At 64.9% G+C, this 17,508-nt stretch carries 13 protein-coding genes; 9 read left to right on the top strand and 4 right to left on the bottom strand.

Annotated features, from left to right (window positions below; all coding sequences use genetic code 11):
• Positions 1–163 precede the first annotated feature (163 nt).
• On the top strand, positions 164–3,922 hold the full coding sequence (locus PIN31009_RS01110; RefSeq protein WP_174996868.1) for an AfsR/SARP family transcriptional regulator: 3,759 nt from the start codon (positions 164–166) through the stop codon (positions 3,920–3,922).
• 200 nt (positions 3,923–4,122) lie between these two features.
• On the top strand, positions 4,123–4,710 hold the full coding sequence (locus tag PIN31009_RS01105) for a molybdopterin-dependent oxidoreductase (RefSeq protein WP_174996866.1): 588 nt from the start codon (positions 4,123–4,125) through the stop codon (positions 4,708–4,710).
• A 13-nt stretch (positions 4,711–4,723) separates the two neighbouring features.
• On the opposite strand, the gene PIN31009_RS01100 is transcribed toward PIN31009_RS01105, so the two are convergent.
• The gene (locus tag PIN31009_RS01100; protein WP_150789033.1) at positions 4,724–5,758 is read right to left on the bottom strand and encodes a FadR/GntR family transcriptional regulator; all 1,035 of its coding nucleotides are present in this window, start codon (positions 5,756–5,758) and stop codon (positions 4,724–4,726) included.
• 290 nt (positions 5,759–6,048) lie between these two features.
• Here PIN31009_RS01100 and PIN31009_RS01095 point away from each other — a divergent pair, with 290 nt between their 5' ends.
• The 7 genes from PIN31009_RS01095 to PIN31009_RS01065 all read left to right on the top strand — a co-directional run bounded on the left by PIN31009_RS01095 (position 6,049) and on the right by PIN31009_RS01065 (position 13,633).
• Positions 6,049–7,254 (top strand): ABC transporter substrate-binding protein, encoded by a 1,206-nt coding sequence (locus PIN31009_RS01095; protein ID WP_058376754.1) that lies wholly within the window; start codon positions 6,049–6,051, stop codon positions 7,252–7,254.
• 178 nt (positions 7,255–7,432) lie between these two features.
• Positions 7,433–8,290 carry a branched-chain amino acid ABC transporter permease gene (locus tag PIN31009_RS01090; protein ID WP_150789032.1) on the top strand — a complete coding sequence of 286 codons (858 nt, stop codon included), beginning with the start codon at positions 7,433–7,435 and terminating at the stop codon, positions 8,288–8,290.
• Positions 8,290–9,285 carry a branched-chain amino acid ABC transporter permease gene (locus PIN31009_RS01085; RefSeq protein ID WP_150682700.1) on the top strand — a complete coding sequence of 332 codons (996 nt, stop codon included), beginning with the start codon at positions 8,290–8,292 and terminating at the stop codon, positions 9,283–9,285. Before PIN31009_RS01090 ends, PIN31009_RS01085 begins: the two co-directional genes overlap by 1 nt.
• Positions 9,282–10,049, top strand: coding sequence for an ABC transporter ATP-binding protein (locus PIN31009_RS01080; protein WP_087690452.1), 768 nt, complete (start codon positions 9,282–9,284; stop codon positions 10,047–10,049). The genes PIN31009_RS01085 and PIN31009_RS01080 overlap by 4 nt, the downstream gene beginning before the upstream one ends.
• Complete coding sequence (locus PIN31009_RS01075) at positions 10,046–10,747, top strand: ABC transporter ATP-binding protein (RefSeq protein ID WP_150789031.1); 702 nt, start codon at positions 10,046–10,048, stop codon at positions 10,745–10,747. The genes PIN31009_RS01080 and PIN31009_RS01075 overlap by 4 nt, the downstream gene beginning before the upstream one ends.
• Positions 10,748–10,862: 115 nt before the next feature.
• On the top strand, positions 10,863–12,125 hold the full coding sequence (locus PIN31009_RS01070) for a Zn-dependent hydrolase (protein WP_150789030.1): 1,263 nt from the start codon (positions 10,863–10,865) through the stop codon (positions 12,123–12,125).
• Positions 12,122–13,633 (top strand): M81 family metallopeptidase, encoded by a 1,512-nt coding sequence (locus PIN31009_RS01065; RefSeq protein WP_150789029.1) that lies wholly within the window; start codon positions 12,122–12,124, stop codon positions 13,631–13,633. Before PIN31009_RS01070 ends, PIN31009_RS01065 begins: the two co-directional genes overlap by 4 nt.
• Positions 13,634–13,658: 25 nt before the next feature.
• Here PIN31009_RS01065 and PIN31009_RS01060 read toward each other — a convergent pair whose 3' ends face one another.
• From PIN31009_RS01060 to PIN31009_RS01050, 3 genes are all read right to left on the bottom strand, one after another.
• Positions 13,659–14,630: a hypothetical protein gene (locus PIN31009_RS01060; protein ID WP_174996865.1), complete on the bottom strand. Its 972-nt coding sequence runs from the start codon at positions 14,628–14,630 to the stop codon at positions 13,659–13,661.
• Between the two features lie 257 nt (positions 14,631–14,887).
• On the bottom strand, positions 14,888–16,198 hold the full coding sequence (locus PIN31009_RS01055; protein ID WP_425495450.1) for an MFS transporter: 1,311 nt from the start codon (positions 16,196–16,198) through the stop codon (positions 14,888–14,890).
• A complete protein-coding gene (locus PIN31009_RS01050; protein ID WP_174996864.1) occupies positions 16,195–17,391 on the bottom strand; it encodes a M20 aminoacylase family protein in 1,197 nt (398 codons plus the stop codon). Before PIN31009_RS01050 ends, PIN31009_RS01055 begins: the two co-directional genes overlap by 4 nt.
• Positions 17,392–17,508: the final 117 nt, after the last annotated feature.

Below are 17,508 nucleotides of genomic sequence, written 5' to 3'. Positions count from 1 at the left end.
CAGACTCGCCATCGCCCAGCCCGCTCACGCCGGCCCCGGGGTACCCGGGAACGCCACGTGACGTGACTGCGCGAAGGCCAGGCACAACGACATCATGAAATTCGCGACGTCGGCACTCGCCCCCGGGCGGGCGCCGGCGTTGCCTATTCGCCGTCCAGGGACAATGCAAGCCACCAGATCGCTCTACCTGCTCGGACCGATGCGGGTCGAACAAGGCAAACAGTCGTGCGCCGTGAAGTACACGAAGGCACGCGGCATGCTCGCCTATCTCGCCCTGCAACCGGGCTTTCATACCCGCGGCGCGCTGGCCGACCTGTTCTGGCCCGATGAAGACGGTCAGGGCGGGCGCGACAAGCTCAAGCGCATGCTCTTCCATCTGCGCGACACCCTCGGCGACGAACTCTTCGAGTCGGACCGTCAGGTCGTGCGCCTGCGCCCCGAGACCGGTCTGTGGATCGACGCGCACGTCTTCGCGAGCATGATCACGCAGGCCAGCCGCACGCTCGACGGCGTGACCGGCCTCGATCTTGCCGCCCACCTGCAACAACTCGCCGATGCCGTCGCGCTCTATCAAGGTCCGTTCCTGCATGGCCTGTCCGTGCGCGACACCCCCGACCTCGAGCAATGGATCGAGTTGCAGCGCGACGAATACCAGCGCCGCCGCGTCTTCGGCGAACGCCTGCTGGCCGACGGTTACGCCCGGCTGGGCGACCTCGACCAGGCGCTTGCCCATGCGCGTCAGCTCGTCTCGCTCGCGCCCTTCGACGAATCCGGCTGGCAGTGCCTGCTCGCCCTGCTGCTGCGTGCGGGACGCCGCGACGAAGCGGAAAACGAATATCGCCGCCTGTGCGACATCCTGCGTGACGAACTCGGCGAATTGCCGGGCGAGGCCCTCACCCAGCTGCTCGAAACGCCGCCTGCGCGCATGGAACAGCGCGCCACCGGCCCCGAGCGGCGGCAAGTGACGGTGGTGGCTGTCGAGCTCGCCCCAAACGGCATCGACGACCCCGACCAGCTCGTCGGCGTAATGCGCCCGCCGCTGGTGAAGTGCGAAACCATCCTGCGTCAGTCATGGGGTTACACGCTGCGCACGCCCACCGGCGGCCTGCTCGGTTACTTCGGCTACCCGACCGCGCTCGAAGGCGCCGGCCGTCATGCCGTGGAAGCCGCCATGCGCTGCGCACAAGCCACGACCGCGCGCGTGAGCATCGGTGTGGGCGTTCACACCGGTATTGTCATCAGCTCGGCCGCAGACGACAGCCCCGATACAGGCGGACGCGTCTCGCGCTCGGCCGTGCAACTGGCCGACATGGCGCAGCCCGGCGAAGTGCTGATGTGCGATGCGACGCAGCGTCTGATCGGCGTCGCGCTGGCCAGCACCCCGCACGGCAGCGTGCGTGAGCGCCATGCCAATCGCGACATTCCGGTATTTCGCGTCAATCCCGACCCGACGCCCGAGCGCCGTTCGCGCCGCCGGGCAGCGATGCTCTTCGGGCGTGATTCGGCGCTGGCCGAACTCGCCGCGGCCCACGCCAGCGGACGCGATGCCAGCACCGGCCATGGTGTCGTTGCCCTCGTGATCGGCGAGGCCGGCATCGGCAAGTCGGCACTCACTCGTCATTTCGTCGACACCGGCGGCTTGCGCGTGATCGATCTTGCCTGTGCGCAAGATGGTGCCGGCACGCCGTTCCATCCCATCGTGCGCTGGCTGCGCGCGCAGTCGGTTGCCGAGGCATCGCAATTGCCGCAGCCGGCATTGCTCGCCTACCGGCGTTTGCGTCACCTGTTCGAGACGCCCGCCGACATCGCCGCACCGCATGCATGGAAGCAGGCCGTGCTCGACGAAGCGCCGCGCCTGCTTGCCGCGCTGCTGCCCGACGGCGGCGTGCTGCTGCTCGACGATGCGCATTGGGCCGATCCGTCCACGCAAGAACTGCTCGCGCTGATGGCCGAGAATCCGCCCGCCGGCCGCCTGTTGATGGTCTGCGCGCGCCCAGAATTCGAAGTGCCGTGGCGGCACACCGTCGCGTTGCGGCGAATCGATCTCGCGCCGCTCGATGCGGGCGCGGCAGCGTCCATCGTGCGCGCGGCAACCCCCCGTGTGGCGCTGCCGGCGGCCCTGCGCGAGCGCATCGTGCATCTGGCCGAAGGCGTGCCGCTGTTCCTGCAAGAACTCGCCCGCGCGACCGCTGCCCAGCAAGGCGGCCGTAACGCCGGCGGCATGCCGATGCCGGCGAGTCTGCAAGAGTTGATGATGGCGCGCATCGATGCGGCCGGCAGTGCTAAGCCGGTGGCACATTTCGCGTCGTGTTTCGGTCAGGAATTTCACGCCGATCTGCTCGCGTCAGCGAGCGGACGCACGATGCCCCTCGTCGAGCGCGCACTCGATACGCTCGTCGCCTGTGCACTCGTGCAACGACAGGAAAGCGGGCGTTATGTGTTCCGCCATGCGTTGCTGCACAAAGCCGCCTACGACGCCCAGCCGCAGGAACGCCGTCAGGATGCCCATCGCCGGATTGCGCTCGCCATGCGCGAGCACGACCCGGCCATCGTTCAGACGGAACCCGAAGTGCTCGCGTGGCATTTCCGTCAGGCGGACGAACCCGACGCCGCCATCGAGCATTACCGGCTGGCAGGGGGATATGCCACCGGACGTCAGGCATTTCGCGAAGCCTGCGCGCACTACCAGAGCGCGCTCGATGTGCTGCGGCAAACAGGCCCCAGCACGCAAACCGCCCCGCACGAACTGCAACTGCGCATGGCGCTCGGCGTGCCGCTCGTCTCGCTGCACGGCTACGGTTCGGAACCCGCGCGGCACAACTTCGAGACGGCGCTCGCGCTTGCCCAGCCGATGGGCGACGATGTCGCGTTGTTCCCCGTCTACTGGGGACTGTGGCTCGGCTCCAGTTCGTGGAGCGACTTCGACCGCAGCGTCGATCTGGCGCGCAAGCTCATCCTGATCGCCGAACAGGCCGGCGACGCGCCGCTGCTCGCGCACGCTTACTACGCGCTCGGCAACAGCCTGTGCTGTCAGGGCGACTTCGGCGGCGCCGTAACGGCGCTCGAAACCGGTATCGCGCATTACCGTCCGGAGACGGCAGACACGGGCCTTGGCGAAGACGCCAAGATCACCGGGCTGTCGTTCCTGTCGTGGGCCTACTGGTTCACTGGGCGGCACGACGCGTCGCTCGCCGCCAGTGAAGAAGCGCTGGCGATGGGCCGTCAGCAAGGCCGCCGTTACTCGTTCTCGTTTGCGCTGGTGTTTGCCGCATTGCTGCGCCGCTTGCGACGCGAAGTGGCGTCGGCCGAAGCGTTGGCGAGCGAAGCCACTGAGGTGTCGGAAGAAACCGGCGTGGCGCTCTGGGCGCTGGCCGGTCAGACGATTCGCGGCTGGGCACTCGCCTCGCGCGGCGACGCGGCCGGGCTGGAGCGCATCACCGATAGCGTCGGGCGTCTGAGCGAAATCATGGGCGGCGTGGAAGGTATCTTCTTCGGTCTGCTGGTGGAAGCCTGCGCGGGCACTGGCGACATTGCACTGGGTCTGCATGCGGCGGAACGCGGTGCGCACGTGTCGGCACGTCGCAACGACGGCCACTGGCAGGCGGAATTCCTGCGGCAGAAGGGTGACTTCCTGCGCGCGGGACATCATCCGGAAGACGCCGTGCGGCCGTGGCTCGAACATGCGTTGCAGATCGCACGTGCGCAGGCCTCGCCGATGCTGACATTGCGGGCGGCCGTCAGTCTGCTGCGCGTGGGCGGCGGCGAAGCCCCGGGGGATGCCGAATGTGCCGCGCTGCTGCGCGAGGCCCTCGATGCGCTGCAGGGCGGAGAGAGCCTGACCGACGTGCAGGAAGCCCGTGCCATGCTCGCCGACGCGACCGCGAAGCTGCCCGATCGACGCACAGCGCGCTGCGGTAGTTGATTCGGTAGTTGATTCGGTAGCTGAGACGGTAGCCGATGCCGTCCGACGGCATCGCACCGGCACGCCGGAACATATGACGCACCTTCGCGGGCCCTTGCTGCAAGCCGAATAGCGGCTATCAGGCGCCTCGTATGTCCGCGCCGGGGGCGGCGGCTATATTGATGCCACCGGTGCCCCCAAGCCCGTACACCGAATCCGACATGCCCATCGAACCCTTGCGTGCGTCGGCGTCCAACACGCCGGCTGCCGCCTCCGACACGTCTCGTCTGGCCACCTCCGGTGCGTCGCTCACGCTGGTGAGTCCGCCACCGGTCATCACGTCGCTCGTCTCGCACGAAGTCGTGGTGTCCGGTTGCGTGAATCGCCGGCACTCGTTCGACCTCGCGTCGCTCATGCGGCTGCCGACCCAACTCACGGGTCCGCTCGATGTCGTATGTCTGTCGGGGCGAAAAGTGCGCAGCGCGAGCGATTACAAGGGCGTGCGGCTTACGGCGCTGCTCGACGTAGCGCGGCTGCGCTTGCCGCAAGCACGTGACTTCACCCGTGCCTATGTGCTGGCAGAGGGCGCCGATGGCTATACGGTGATGTTCTCGTGGCACGAGCTGTACAACACGCCGGTCGGCGTGGGCGCACTCGTGGTGTATGAGCGCGACGGCCAGCCGCTCGGGGAAGACGAAGGCGGCATCGGCCTGATTTCGACGTGTGATCTGCGCGTGGCATTGCGCCAAGTGCGCGCCCTCACACGACTCACCGTTCATCTCGCCGAGTCGGGTTCCGGCACGCGCTGACGCAGCGCGACGATCAACCCTTCTTGCGCGGCGCTGCCCGGGTGGTCGCCACGGGCTTCGCCGCAGCCTTCTTCGCTGCGGCCTTCTCGACAGTCTTCGCAGCGGTCTTCGTCGTCACCTTCACGTCCGCCTTCACACCGGCCTTCGCCGTCACCTTTGTCGCCACCTTCGTTGCCGTCTTGCGAGGGGCACGCGCCGTCTTCACCGGCGTCGGCGCCGCCGCCAGCGCCCCGCTCTGCGAGCGAACGCGTTGCTGCATGTCGGCAATATCCGAATCGAGAATCAACCGCCCGCGCAGCTTGCCGTTCATGCGCTTGATGTAGGTGCGCGCCTCCTGCATATGAAACTGCATGAGCGAACGCACGCGCTCCACATCGCCCGCGCGCGCAGCGTCCGTAATCTGACGATGGATGTTGACGTTGGCCGTGCCGAACTTCTCGTGCTCCTTGCGCGGCGTTTCGTTGCCGAACACGATCAACTGGCGAATCATCTCGTTGACGAGTTCGCACGTGAAGCGCAGGAAACTGTTCGGATTCGCCGCCGCGAGAATATCGTGAAAATCGACGTCGGCCTGACGCTGGCGCAGCAGTTCGCTTCGGTCGTGCGACGCGGGGCTGCAACATGACATGTTGTTCTCCAGCGCCGCGAAATCGTCCTCGGTGAGATGCGGCACCGCACCGGCCGCCAGCTCCGGTTCGAGCAACTGACGCACGGTGTAGATGTCGTCGATGCTCACTTCCTTGAAGAACAGATAGTTCTGCATCAACTGGAAGGTGCGCTCCAGCGGCACTTCCACCACCATGCCGCCGCCCGACGGTCCCGTGCTCACCTTGATGAGCCCCTGCACCTCGAGCGACTTGAGGGCTTCGCGGATGGTGCTCTTCGACACCGCGAACATCTGCTGCAACTCGATCTCGCGCGGCAACCGATCGCCGGGCAATAAGTTGCCTTCGGTGATCAGACGCTTGATGGCCTCGGCGACGAGATCGCCGCGTTTCTGCTGTTTGATTTCCAACGGTTCTCGCATCGTTTGCGGATCCAATGCCATGTGGCGCCTCGTTAGGCTCTTGTTCACCGGTCAGACCGGCACGCCGGTAAATCCGGAGACTCCGGTGCCTCCGATCTCGAATTTTTTCCCGATTGACACCGAAAAGCATTATACCTACGATCAAATTCATCCTATTTATCATGATAAATATGACGGATAGGAATTAGGGGGAACAGACCCTAGGCCCCGGACGTCGCACATTGTCGTTGCCAGGTTGCTGCCTGACCCGAGCGTGACGCGCTGCACGTTTGCACCCCATGAACGATTGCTCCCCTTCATTGGAGACCATCTTGAATCGTCGTGAACTGTTGAAGCTCGCCGCCGCTGCGTCTTTGCCTGGCTCCCTACTCACCGCCCGCGACGCGTTCGCACAGGCCTCCGGCGCCATTCAACTGGCCTGCCCGGTACCGATGTCGGGTCCGTTCGCCGCCAACGGCAAGTTTGCCGATCTCGGCATGAAACTCATCGTCGAGCAGTACGGCAAAGTGCTTGGCCGTCCGCTCGCCTACACCACGCTGGATACCGAAGGCAAACCCGCCACGGCCATTCGCCGCGTGCAGGAAATCGCCCAGCAAAAGGGCGCGCGCTTCTTCGCGGGTGGCATCCTGTCATCCGAAGCGCTGGCGATGGGTAAGGAAGCCGAGAAGGCCGGCGGCATCTTCATCACGACCGCCGGTGCCGACGAAATTACCGGCAAAGATTGCAACAGCGCGACCTTCCGCTGGTCGGTGCCCACGTTCGGTGCCATCGAACAGACCGTGCGTCCTCTGATCGACGCACACCCGAAAGCAAAGCGCTGGTACACCATCACCCCGCAATACGTGTTCGGCGACGGGCTGCTCACCGCCGCGAAAAACATCTTCAAAGAGAAGGGCATCGAGCATGTGGGCAACAGCTACCACTCGCTCACCGAGAAGGAATTCTCGGGCTACCTCACCAATGCCGTCGCGGCCAAACCCGACGTGCTGCTGATTCTGAACTTCGGCTCGCAGTCGTCCGACACGCTGCGTCAGGCCGTGAGCTTCGGCATGAAAAACAACTGCACGATCCTGATGGCGTGGGCCTCGGGTCTTGAGCAGTTCGAGACGCTCGGTGCCGACCTGTGCGACGGTGTGTACTTCGGCGCCCAGTACTGGCACGCCGTGGCTTCGCCGCTCAATCTCGATCTCGTCAAGCGCACGCAAGACCGCTTCAAGCAGAACCCGAATTACAGCCTTGCGGGCTCGTACATCTGCACCAAGCTCATGCTCGATGCGATGGTCAAAGCGGGCAGCGCCGACCCGAAGGCCGTCATCGCGGCGATGGAAGGCATGAAGTACGACGGCCTCACAGGGCCGGAAGAAATCCGCAAGGGCGACCATCAGGTGCTCAAGAACTACTACCTGCTCAAGGGCAAGGCCAAGTCGAAGATGAAGAACCCCGACGACTATGCCGACATCGTGAGCGCAGGCAAATCGTTCCTGCCCCTCGACAAGACCGAGTGCAAGATGGCCTGACAGGCGCAGGCGTGCCTGATTAGCACACTAGGCACACTCAGCCCACTCGGCACACTCGGCTGTCGTCGTTCGCGGGGACGCGTATTCGTCGTCCCCGCATCTGTCGTCCGCGCAGCGCGTAACACGACTTACGCTCGCGCGCGGCGGCCCACGTCCACTCAAGCTCTTCGGGACGCGCATGAACGTTTATTTGCTGCAAGTCATCAACGGCGTCGGCATCGGCATGCTGTACTTCCTGCTCGCCGTCGGGTTATCGATCATCTTCGGCCTGTTGCGCTTCGTGAACTTCGCGCACGGCGCCTTCTATCTGCTCGGCGCTTACTTTTGCTTTCAGGCGATGCAATGGGGCCTGTCGTTCTGGCTCGCGCTCATCGTGTGCCCGATCGTCGTGGCCGTCGTCGCATGGGTTGCGGAGAAAGTCTTGCTCTCGCACATCTACGACAAGCCGCATGAGTTCCATATTCTCGTGACTGTCGGCCTTGCCCTCGTCGTGCAGGAGCTGGTCATCATCGTGTGGGGGCCGCTCGGCGACAACGTGCCGGTGCCGCTGGCACTCGATGGCGTCGTGATGTGGGGCGCCTTCATCTATCCGAAGTACCGCCTCTTCCTGATCGGCTTCACTGCGGTCTTTGCCGCCATTCTCTGGTGGCTGCTCGAAGGCACCCGCCTCGGCAGCGCCGTGCGCGCGGGCAGCGAGTCGTCGGAGATGGTGTCGCTGCTCGGCATCAACGTGTTCCGTGTGTTCAGCCTCGCGTTCGCGCTCGGCGCAGGCACCGCCGCGCTCGCCGGTGTGCTCGCCGCCCCCGTGCGCGGCGTCGAACCGTTCATGGGCATCGAGGCGCTGGGTATCGCGTTCGTCGTGGTGGTGATCGGCGGCATGGGCAGCTTTGCCGGTGCGCTGGTCGGGGGTCTGGTGATCGGCATCGTGCAGAGCCTGATGAGCACGATCTGGCCGGAAGGCGCCCGCCTGATGATCTATGTGGCGATGGCGGCGGTGCTGCTCATGCGCCCGCACGGCCTGCTCGGGAGAGGATGATGTTCGTACGCTATCGCTATTGGCTGCTCGCTGCGGCCGTCACGCTGATCCTGCCCGCGACACTCTCGTCGGGCACGCTCGCCACCGAAGTCCTTGTCTATGCCCTCGCCGTGCTGGGTTGTAACCTGCTGCTCGGCTACACCGGGTTACTGTCGTTCGGGCAGGGCATCTTCTTCGGCCTTGGCAGCTACACGCTCGGTATTCTGCTGACACGCACGGCATTGCCCATGCCGGTGGCCATCGTCGTCGCCATCGTGCTGGGTGCGCTGATTGCCGCCGTCGTCGGCAGTTTTGCGATCCGGCAGAAGGGCACCTACTTCGTGATGCTCACGCTCGCGTGCGCGCAGATGTTCTACTTCGTCGCCTACACCGCCACCGACTGGACCGGCGGCGACAACGGCCTGCTCGACATCCCGCGCAAATCACTCGCTGTCGGCGGACAGACGCTGATTCCGCTCACCACGCCGTGGCAGTACTACACCTTCGTGGCGGTGATTTTCCTGATCGTGTTCGCGGTGCTGTTGCGCGTGGCCGATTCGGTGTTCGGGCGCACGCTGCTCGCCATTCGCGACAACGAGACGCGCGCGGCCGCCATCGGCTACCACGTGAAGACGTTCAAGCTCGTGGCGTTCGCGATCTCCGGTGCGGTCACCGCGCTGGCCGGCGCACTGCACGCGCTGATGACGGGCATCGCGCCGCTGTCGAATATCGAGTACCACACGAGCGAGATGATTCTCGTGATGACGGTCATCGGCGGCACGGGCAACTTGTTCGCGTCGGTGCTCGGTGCGGCGTTCTACGTGCTGGCGGCCGACTGGCTCTCGACGTTGTGGCCGCGCTGGCTGCTGCTGCTCGGCCTGCTGCTCATCGCTGTGAGCCTGTTCATGCACAAGGGCCTCTGGGGCGTGGCCGAATCGTTGTGGTACCGGCTTGGCGGCAAACGGCCCGACGCCGGTGAGCCCGGCAAACTGGACACGCAGGGAGACCCGACATGAGCGACGTTCTCATCGAAGCCGCCGGCATCGTCAAACGCTACGGCAAGTTCACGGCCCTGCATGGTGTCGACCTGCGCGTCGCGCCGCGCACGGTGCACTCCGTGATCGGCCCGAACGGCGCGGGCAAGACCACGCTGTTTCACATGCTCACGGGCACCGTGCCGGTCTCCGGCGGGCGCATCCTGTTCGACGGTCATGACGTCACGACCGAAGCCGACTACCGTCGTGTCCAACGCGGCATCGCGCGTTCGTTTCAGGTCACGGCACTATTCCAGAACCTGTCGGTACGCGAAAACCTGCGCCTCGCCGCGCTTGGCGTCACACCGCGCCGCGCGCTGTCGTGCTGGAGCAAAGCGGAAGGTGCCCGCGCCTGCGCATCCGTCGTCGACGACGTGCTCACACGGCTCGCCCTCACACGTCACGCCAACACGGCGGCGGGTTCGCTCTCGCACGGTCAGCAGCGGCGGCTCGAAGTCGGCATGGCCCTCGCGGCGCGTCCCAAAGCGATCTTTCTCGACGAGCCGACCTCGGGCATGGGCATCGACGATCTCGACGACATGAAGCAACTCATTCGCGGCCTGCGCGACGATCACACCGTCGTGCTCATCGAGCACAACATGAACATCGTGATGGACATCTCCGACACGATCACCGTGATGCAGCAAGGCCGCGTGCTGGTCGAAGGCAAACCCGATGCCATTCGCGCCGACGAGCGCGTGCGCGCGGCGTATCTCGGCAACATGATCACCGGAGGCCGCGCATGATTCTCGACGTCGCAGGCGTTCACAGCTATTACGGCAAGAGCCACATCCTGCAAGGCGTGTCGCTGACGGTCGGCGACGGCGAACTCGTTACCCTGCTCGGGCGCAATGGCGCAGGCAAGTCGACCACACTCAAGACCATCGCGGGTGTCATCACCCCCAAGGCGGGCAGCATTTCGTTCCTCGGCAAGCCGGTCGCGGGTCAGCCCGCTCACCGCATTGCCGCGCGCGGCGTGTGCTTCGTGCCCGAGCATCGCGGCATCTTCAAGCTGCTCACCGTCGAAGAGAATCTCAAGCTCGGCGCGCGCCGCGACTCGCCGTGGCAGCTCGCCGACATCTTCCGCATCTTTCCGCGCTTGCAGGAACGTCGCAAAAACGGCGGCGCGCAACTCTCCGGCGGCGAGCAGCAGATGCTCGCCATCGGCCGCGCATTGATGAATCACCCGCGTCTGCTCATGCTCGATGAACCGGTGGAAGGTCTGGCACCGGTGATCGTCGAAGAGATCGTGGCGCAGTTGAAGCTCATCAAACAGGCAGGTGTCGCGATCCTGCTGGTGGAACAGAATCTGGAAGTCTGCACGCAGCTCGCCGACCGGCATTACATCGTCGAGCAGGGCGTGATCGTCTACGGCGCCGATAACGCCGCGTTCCTCGCCGACGAGGTGGTCAAAGACCGTTACCTCGGCGTGGGCGTGGCCTGACGCCGCTCATCAAGAACCCGGCGCGCGACGCTACGCCGCTCAGCGCGCGCGCCATTGTTGCCAATGCGTCCGACCGTCCCTCGGCGGGGCGGACGCCCCTAAGGACTGGTGAAACATGGAACGTCTCGACCCAACCGCTGCCGCAGTGCGCATCGACGGCGCGCGCCTGTGGGACAGCCTCATGCAACTCGCGCAGATCGGTGCGACCGCCAAGGGCGGTGTGTGCCGCCTTGCGCTGACCGATCTCGACCGGCAGGGCCGCGATCTCTTCGTGAAGTGGGCGACGGAGATCGGCTGCACCGTGCGCGTCGATGCCATCGGCAATATTTTTGCGCGACGCGCCGGGCGTAACAACCACTTGCCGCCGGTCATGACCGGCAGCCATATCGACACGCAACCCACCGGCGGCAAGTTCGACGGCAACTATGGCGTGCTCGCCGGGCTCGAAGTGCTGCGCACGCTCAACGATCGCGGCATCGATACCGACGCGCCGCTCGAAGTCGCCGTCTGGACCAACGAAGAAGGCTCTCGCTTCGTGCCGGTGATGATGGGCTCCGGCGTCTACGCGGGCGCTTTCACGCTCGATCACGCGTTAGTGCAGAAGGACCACGACGGCATCAGCGTGGCCGACGCGCTCGCCGCGATCGGTTATGCCGGATCGGAATCGCCCGTCGGCAAGCCCGGTGCCGTCGGCGCGTACTTCGAAGCGCATATCGAGCAGGGGCCGGTGCTGGAGGCGAACCACAAGACCATCGGCGTCGTACAAGGCGCCCTCGGGCAGCGTTGGTACGACGTGGTCATCACCGGCATGGAAGCGCACGCAGGCCCCACGCCCATGGAACTGCGCCGCGATGCGTTGCTGAGCGCCGCGCAACTGATTCAGGCCGTCAATCGCATCGCGTGCGAGCATGCGCCGCATTCGCGTGGCACCGTGGGCTGGGTCGATAACTATCCGAACTCGCGCAACGTCATTCCCGGACGCGTGAAGCTATCCGTCGATCTGCGCGCCGCCGACGACGCCACGCTCGATGTGCTCGATGCCAAGTTGCGCGCCGAGTGCGCCGCGCTCGCGGCCAACGGCATCGACGTGAGCGTGGAACAGGTGGTGTACTTTCCGCCGCAGCCGTTTGCACCGGAACTCGTCGAAGCCATTCGCAGCGGCGCACAAGCGCTCGGACTGTCGTCGATGGATGCCATCAGCGGGGCAGGGCACGACGCCGTGTATCTCGCACGCGTGGCACCCACGGCGATGATCTTCGTCCCGTGCAAGGACGGCATCAGCCACAACGAGATCGAAGACGCCGATCCGGCGCATCTGGAAGCCGGTTGCAATGTGCTGTTGCAAGCCATGCTGCAACGCGCGGGAGGTGTCGCATGAAAGTGATGATCGCGCGCATGAATCACGAGACCAACACGTTCTCGCCGGTGCCGACACCGATCGAGGCGTTCGGCAATCACGGACCGACTTACGGCGACGATGCTTATCGCGACAACAAGGGCATGCGCACCGCGATGGCCGCCTTCATCGATCTGGCCGAAGCGGCGGGCGCCGAGATGGTGACGCCGGTGTCTGCCGGTGCGAATCCGAGCGGCCCGGTCGCAGCGGCGGCGTACGACGAACTGTGCCATCGCATCGTTGCGGCGGCGACGGGTGTCGACGCCATCCTGCTCGATCTACATGGCGCGATGGTGGCCGAGAACAGTGACGACGGGGAGGGCGATCTGCTCGAGCGCGTTCGGGCTGCCGCACCGGACACCCCGATTGCCGTGGCACTGGATCTGCACGCCAACGTCACGGCGAAGATCGTGACCAATGCCGACATCGTTGTGGGCTTCAAAACTTATCCGCACGTCGACATGTATGAAACCGGCGAACATGCCGGACGGCTGCTGTTCGATCTGCTGGCCGGCAAGCGCCGCCCCCGCGTGGTGTGGCAACAACCGCCGTTGATGGTGCACTCGCTGCGCAGCACGAGCCACGGCGGGGCGATGAAGCGCGCACTGGATGCCGCACGCCGGGCCGAAGCCGAGGAGGGCATTCCGGCAGTGTCGGTCTTCTCGGGCTTCTCGCTAGCCGATATTCCCGCGCCGTGCATCAGCGTGGTGGTGACTGCCGACGAGAGCGAAGAGGGCGACGACGGCGTCGCACGCGCGCAAGCGGTGGCCGATCGCATCGCACTGCAGGCATGGGACGAGCGCGACGGCTTCGTCTACGACAGCGCACCGCTCGGCGAATCGATTGCCGAAGCGAAGCGACTCGCGCAGGGCGCGGACAAACCGGTACTGCTGCTCGATCACAGCGACAACTGCATGTCCGGCGGCACCTGCGACACGATGGACGTGCTGGAAGCAGCGCTGGCCGGTGGCCTCACCGGCATCGGCGTGGGCCCACTGTGCGATCCGGAGGCGGTCGCCACGCTCATCGCCGCGGGCGAGGGCGCGGAAGTCACCCTTGCCCTCGGCAACAAGCGGGCGATGCCGCAGTTGGGTATCACCAAGACGCCACCGGTACTCACCGGCATCGTGCGCAAGGTGAGCGATGGCGAATATGTCGTCACCGGCCCGACTTACACCGGGCAGCGTTGCTACATGGGCCGCACGGTGCTGTTCGATATCGGCACGGCGCGCATCGTGGTCACCGAGCGCACGCACGAGCCGTGGGATCACGGTGTCTTCACGTGCGTGGGACTCGATCCGCGCAGCGAGCGCTTTCTGTTGCTCAAGTCGCGCATGTACTGCCGGCCGGTGTTCGTGCCGATCTCGGCGGGGCTGGTGGAATGCGACAGCAACGGCGTGACGAGTTCTAACTACGCCCTGTTCCCGTTCTCGCGCGTGAATCGTCCGGTGTATCCGCTGGATCGGGACGTCACGTTCGACACTCGGTGACAAGCGAGCGTCGCTGCGACTTGCGTCAACGACGCATGGCCTCCTCGAACGGTGCCGTCACGATCGGCGGCACCTGCCGGGCGACGTTGAGCAGCCAGATGAATGCGTTATCGAACGCGTCGCGTCCGGCAGCGATGCGGCGTGCTTCGATCTGGGCCTCGACGACCGTCGGCGTCCCGCGTTCGTGATTGATATGATCCGCAGCCACGGCGCGGGTGGCGATGGCATGCGGCGGGTAACCGTCCGTCGCTGCCCAGTCCTCCAGACCGGCCACGTTGTTGGCCTTGGCATGGACCATGACCGCCACATTGCTTTGCCGTGAAAGTTCGGAGATGAGGAGTTCCTCATGATGCATGGCGATCAGGCCGTTCAGTAACGCACGCCCTTCGGCGACGTATTGCTGCGTCGGCACCTGTCTGAAGGCCAACGATTTCAGCTTGCCGATGTTGTAGTACAGCGCCTTCATCGTGCCGGGCTCGAAACCGCGCTCAGTGAGCAGCAGTGACGGCAAACGGTAGGCCATCAGTCGCGAGATGGACGCTGGCGGTATGCCATCCTCCGGCGCCTGATCGATCAGCCTGCCAAGCAATGCCCTATTCGACAGCGGTCCGTCGCCGCGCGCATTAGCGGCACTCATCTCATAGATCAGATTGGTGAAGGTCTTGTTGACGAGCGGATGATCGTAGATGCTGCGGCGCGTGCGCGTGCCGACGTTCGCGCTCACCTCGGAGACATCGTCAACATCGAGACCATGCAAGGCCGCAGTGTCTGCTCGCAACGGCATCGCGCCAGCCAACCGAAGATCGGCGGACAACGACTGCGCCAGTGCTGCGTTCAGTACCGGAGACCGGCCGTTTGCGTTCGTGCTGTCCACCGACTGTAACGAAGCGGAAGCCGCTGGCATCGCCGCGATGGCTAGCGGCGAAACCGTGGCAAGTGGGGTGTCCAGCGAAGAAAAGACCGACGGCGAGAGGGCGGTGGAAGGGATGACCGGCATAGCGAGCGCTCCTGAAATGGCGCGCCGAACCCCTCGGCGCTCCGTGCCCGGATCGTCCTCCGCCACGCGCCCGCCCACTATCGAAGACTGCCACCGGGTTGTCCCCGATCGAACGCGCGGTGCGCATTCCCAATGCCCGGCACCGCCGTGTCATGACGCGGCTCGCGTCGCCTCCCGTCAAAAACAAAAAAGGCGACGACAGTCTCCCGTCGCCGCCTCCGTGAAGCGATACCTCAGATACCGCAAGCGCCGGACGATTACTCGTCGAGCACCTTGTTGCCGGTTTCTTCAAACATCGACACGGCGATGAGCGAGATCAGCACGCAGGCGATCATGTACCACGCCGGGGCCATCTTGTTGCCGGTGACGCGAATCAGCCAGCCGGCCACCAACTGCGCAGTACCGCCGAACAGCGACACGGCAATCGCGTAAGCGCTCGACATGTAGCCCGCACGCAGATGCTTCGGGAAGTTCTCCGGCATCAACGCGTACGCCGGTGCCGAACCCATCGTGTAGCAGAACATCAGCACCACCAGCGCCGCCAGCACCACCGGCAGCGACGGGAAGTGCGTCATGACCCAGAACGCCGGGTAGAGCAGCACGATCAGCAACACACGGCCGATGATGGTGAGCGGCTTGCGGCGGCCCATCTTGTCCGACCATGCGCCGTAGATCGGGCACATCACCAGCGAGATCGTGCTGGCGGCAACGCCCGCGAGCATCGACATCTTCGGCGGCAGCCCGAGGTACTGAATGCAGTACGTCGGCATGTAATACATCATCACGTACGTCGACACCGACATGCCCATGATCGAGAAGATCGTGAGGAACCAGTTACGCACGTACACGGCGCGCTTCGGATCGTTGCGCCCGGCGACGACCTTCGCCTTGGGCGGCTCTTCCTGAATATGGCGGCGCAGATAGATACCAACCGGTGCGATCAACGTGCCCAGCAGGAACGGAATACGCCAGCCCCAGTTGTGCATCGTGTCGTCGGAGAGCAGGAAGCCCAGACTCGCGGCAAGGCCCGAGCCGAGCAACGCGGCGGCACCCTGACTCGCCAGCTGCCAGCTCGCACGGAAACCACGGCTCTTGGCACCGCCCACTTCCAGCAGCGTGGCCGTGGCGGCACCGAACTCACCGCCCTGTGCGAAGCCTTGCAACAGGCGTGCGCCGACGATCAGCAACGGCGCCGCGATACCGATTTGCGCGTACGTCGGTGCCAGACCGATGGCGGCGGAACCGATGGCCATCAGGCCGATGGTGAGCGTAAGTGCAGGCTTGCGGCCGGCGCGATCGGCGTAGCGGCCGAGCACGATGCCGCCGAGCGGGCGCATCACGAAACCCACGGCAAACACGGCGAACGCCAGCAGCGACGACGTGATCGGATCGTCCGACGGGAAGAACTGCTTGCCGATGGTCAGCGCGAAGTAGCTGTAGACCGTGAAGTCGAAAAACTCCAGCAGATTGCCGATGACGGCGGCAAAGACCACCTTGCGCTGTTGCGCCGGGGTCATCGGCGAGGCGCTGGTGTCGCTCGCCGGAAACGATTGCGTTGCAGTGCTCATGCTCGGTCCTTCGCAAGGAAACGTTCCACCAGACGCGTCCAGAAGGCGGCCCCGATGGTCAGATTGTCGTCGTTGAAATCGTATTTGGCGTTGTGCAGCATCGGGCGGCCTTCGCCCACGCCGTTACCGAGGCGGATGAAGCAGCCCGGCACTTTTTGCAGGTAGTACGCGAAATCTTCGCTGCCGGCGATCGGCGGGAACGGCGAAATGATGTGCTCGTTGCCCACCAGTTCTTCGGCCACGCTGCGGGCGAATTCCGTTTCGGCTTCGCTGTTCACGAGTACCGGATACCCGCGGATGTACTCGATCTCTGCCGTGCCGCCATAGCCTTCGACATGCGTCGTGACCAGCGCACGGATGCGTTCTTCGAGCTTGGCGCGCACCGCAGCCGAGAACGAGCGCACGCTCATTTCCATGGTGGCCGACTCCGGAATCACGTTCGGTGCAAAACCGGCGTGGAACGTGCCGACCGTGACCACCGCGGCTTCGGTCGGATCGATGTTGCGAGCCACCACCGTTTGCAGCGCCATCACGAGGCTGCTGCCGATCATCACCGGGTCAACGGCCAGATGCGGACGCGCGGCGTGACCGCCACGACCATGAATCTTCACCTTCACGGTGTCGCAGGCGGCCATCAGCGGGCCGGCGCGAAAACCGAACGTGCCCGTGGCCACGCCCGGGTGGTTGTGCAGACCGAAAATCGCCTGACACGGGAAGCGCTCGAAAAGGCCGTCGGCAATCATCTGCTCGGCGCCGCTGTTCGAACCGGCTTCTTCCGCCGGTTGGAAAATCAGATTCACGGTGCCGTCGAAATTACGCGTCTTGGCGAGTTGTTGTGCAGCGCCCAGCAGCACCGTCGTGTGGCCGTCGTGGCCGCACGCGTGCATCTTGCCGTCGTGCACGCTGGCGTAGGCGAGGCCGGTCTGCTCGTGAATCGGCAGCGCATCCATGTCGGCGCGCACGCCCACGGTGCGACCGCTGGTGCCCGCGGTGAGCGAGGCCACCACACCGTGGCCACCCACGTTGCGCGTGACCTGATATCCCCAACCCTCGAGCTTCTCCGCCACGTAACGTGCCGTGTCGACTTCCTCGTAGGACAGTTCGGGATGTTGGTGGATGTGGTGGCGAATGTCGGCCAGCTGCTCACGCGCGTCGGCCAGATCGCTCACCTCACAGAAGCGAATCTCACTCATCGGGGGGCTCCTCTCTATTTTTGAATACCGCGAAGTAGCGGAGTATTGCACCGACGAAAATTCCCACCCATGACGCAAACCCGTCCAAAATGTTGCTCTCAAAGCAACAATTGACGG

The organism is Pandoraea iniqua, assembly GCF_902459685.1.
GTDB classification, from domain to species: Bacteria; Pseudomonadota; Gammaproteobacteria; order Burkholderiales; family Burkholderiaceae; genus Pandoraea; species Pandoraea iniqua.
The sequence above is the reverse complement of the archived record's forward strand: the minus strand, read 5'-3'. Positions and strand labels throughout refer to the sequence as shown.

What these genes read in the sequence shown, in the direction of transcription:
- PIN31009_RS01105 (WP_174996866.1), top strand. Translation starts at nt 4,123, where the DNA reads ATGCCCATCGAACCCTTGCGTGCGTCGGCGTCCAACACGCCGGCTGCC.
- PIN31009_RS01075 (WP_150789031.1), top strand. Translation starts at nt 10,046, where the DNA reads ATGATTCTCGACGTCGCAGGCGTTCACAGCTATTACGGCAAGAGCCAC.
- PIN31009_RS01060 (WP_174996865.1), bottom strand. Translation starts at nt 14,630, where the DNA reads ATGCCGGTCATCCCTTCCACCGCCCTCTCGCCGTCGGTCTTTTCTTCG.
- PIN31009_RS01070 (WP_150789030.1), top strand. Translation starts at nt 10,863, where the DNA reads ATGGAACGTCTCGACCCAACCGCTGCCGCAGTGCGCATCGACGGCGCG.
- PIN31009_RS01055 (WP_425495450.1), bottom strand. Translation starts at nt 16,198, where the DNA reads ATGAGCACTGCAACGCAATCGTTTCCGGCGAGCGACACCAGCGCCTCG.
- PIN31009_RS01085 (WP_150682700.1), top strand. Translation starts at nt 8,290, where the DNA reads ATGTTCGTACGCTATCGCTATTGGCTGCTCGCTGCGGCCGTCACGCTG.
- PIN31009_RS01050 (WP_174996864.1), bottom strand. Translation starts at nt 17,391, where the DNA reads ATGAGTGAGATTCGCTTCTGTGAGGTGAGCGATCTGGCCGACGCGCGT.
- PIN31009_RS01110 (WP_174996868.1), top strand. Translation starts at nt 164, where the DNA reads ATGCAAGCCACCAGATCGCTCTACCTGCTCGGACCGATGCGGGTCGAA.
- PIN31009_RS01090 (WP_150789032.1), top strand. Translation starts at nt 7,433, where the DNA reads ATGAACGTTTATTTGCTGCAAGTCATCAACGGCGTCGGCATCGGCATG.
- PIN31009_RS01100 (WP_150789033.1), bottom strand. Translation starts at nt 5,758, where the DNA reads ATGGCATTGGATCCGCAAACGATGCGAGAACCGTTGGAAATCAAACAG.
- PIN31009_RS01080 (WP_087690452.1), top strand. Translation starts at nt 9,282, where the DNA reads ATGAGCGACGTTCTCATCGAAGCCGCCGGCATCGTCAAACGCTACGGC.
- PIN31009_RS01065 (WP_150789029.1), top strand. Translation starts at nt 12,122, where the DNA reads ATGAAAGTGATGATCGCGCGCATGAATCACGAGACCAACACGTTCTCG.